Origin of the sequence: Halorubrum sp. SS7, from assembly GCF_005435055.1 — an archaeon.
Taxonomy (GTDB): domain Archaea; phylum Halobacteriota; class Halobacteria; order Halobacteriales; family Haloferacaceae; genus Halorubrum; species Halorubrum salinarum.
Genome location: NZ_SGXV01000469.1, coordinates 1 through 323, shown reverse-complemented (window position 1 = coordinate 323; position 323 = coordinate 1). Strand labels below are relative to the sequence as shown.

1 pseudogene is annotated in these 323 nt (G+C 68.7%); it reads left to right on the top strand.

Annotated elements, in window-relative coordinates:
- Positions 1 to 323, top strand: a pseudogene (locus EXE44_RS20530) (hypothetical protein); the annotation flags it as partial.

The window sequence follows — 323 nt, the reverse complement described above, 5'->3', positions numbered from 1 at the left end:
GCGAACCGGCGGGGCGTCGACTTCGACGCCGCCTCGGTCGCGAAGCGGTTCTCGTTCCAGCGGACGCGCGTCGCCGGGGACTGCGCGTTCAGTGGGGTCTCTTTCGGGGACGTGACGACGTTCCAGGGGGCCGAAATCGACGGCGATATGGACCTCTCGCTCGGGACGTTCGAGGAGCTGCTGACGCTGCGGGAAGCCGAGGTCGGCGGCTCGCTCGAGGCCAGTTCCGCGTCCGTGGGCGAACAGGCCGACTTCGTCCACCTCGACGTGGGTGGCGACTGCGACCTCTCCTCCGTCACGTTCGGCGGGACGGTCATGTTCTT